Origin of the sequence: Candidatus Erwinia dacicola (assembly GCF_001756855.1) — a bacterium.
GTDB classification, from domain to species: Bacteria; Pseudomonadota; Gammaproteobacteria; order Enterobacterales; family Enterobacteriaceae; genus Erwinia; species Erwinia dacicola.
The window spans coordinates 1-1021 of the sequence record NZ_MAYS01000373.1 but is presented as its reverse complement, the minus strand read 5'-3'; the positions used below and the strand labels follow the sequence as shown (position 1 = coordinate 1021).

Below are 1021 nucleotides of genomic sequence, written 5' to 3'. Positions count from 1 at the left end.
TAACCGAAGGATTACGATATGTAGTGATCAACTAATACTAGCCACCTGTTGACCACTACAAACCACCGCAGCACATCAATATTACTCCGACCTCTTGCTGCCATAAATGGCATGCAGTGAACCACTCTCCAGCGCTTCGTAGTAATGCTTACGGCAGACGGATATATAGCGTTCATTACCGCCAATTTGCACCTGCTCTCCTTCTTTAAAAGGCTTGCCATCCTGATCGAGCCTTAATACCATGCTAGCTTTTCTGCCGCAGTGGCAGATGGTTTTTAATTCAACCAGTTTATCGGACCAGGCTAAAAGGTACTGGCTACCGATAAATAACTCGCCGCGAAAATCTGTACGTAAGCCATAACAAAGTACAGGTATGTCTAAAACATCTACCACTTCGGATAATGTTCTAACCTGTTCACACGTCAAAAACTGGCTTTCATCCACCAGCACGCAGTGAACGGTTTCCCGCTGATGCTCAGCACTTATGTCGGCAAACAACGACGTGTCTTTATTATACAATTTCGCCGGGGAAGAGAGTCCAATGCGTGAACTCACTTTACCGGCACCTAAGCGATTATCGAACTCTGCGGTATACACCAGAGTGCGCATGCCTCGCTCACGATAATTATAAGAAGATTGCAACAAAGCCGTCGATTTTCCAGCATTCATCGCGGAATAATAGAAATATAGCTGAGCCATTAGCCCCTACTCCGAATCACCAAGATGGCGGCAGTGTACCATAAACCGCCTTCGCACCTGCAATAACTCGAAGAAATAGCGGCTGAACATCTGCACTCAGCACAACTTAACAGGATTTTTCAATTATTTGATGATACGGAACTCACTAATTTCATGCCCGCACCTTTCTTTTCATAGCAGGATATTTAGCCAGCGAATCATATTTTATCGCCTTTTATCATGTCAGAGATTCCTAACTATTAGCACTTCCACTTTTATTACAAAATTAACCATTGCAGTTCTTATAGCCGGACACTATTATTAGTAATGCATCCAATTAGTA

General features: G+C 43.5%; 1 protein-coding gene. It reads right to left on the bottom strand.

From position 1 onward, the window contains the following. Positions 1-81: 81 nt before the first annotated feature. A complete protein-coding gene (gene tdk / locus BBW68_RS10570; protein ID WP_070135330.1) occupies positions 82-699 on the bottom strand; it encodes a thymidine kinase in 618 nt (205 codons plus the stop codon). Positions 700-1021 lie beyond the last annotated feature (322 nt).

Excerpts from the sequence above, each read along its gene's own strand:
- tdk (WP_070135330.1), bottom strand. The coding sequence starts at position 699 with ATGGCTCAGCTATATTTCTATTATTCCGCGATGAATGCTGGAAAATCG.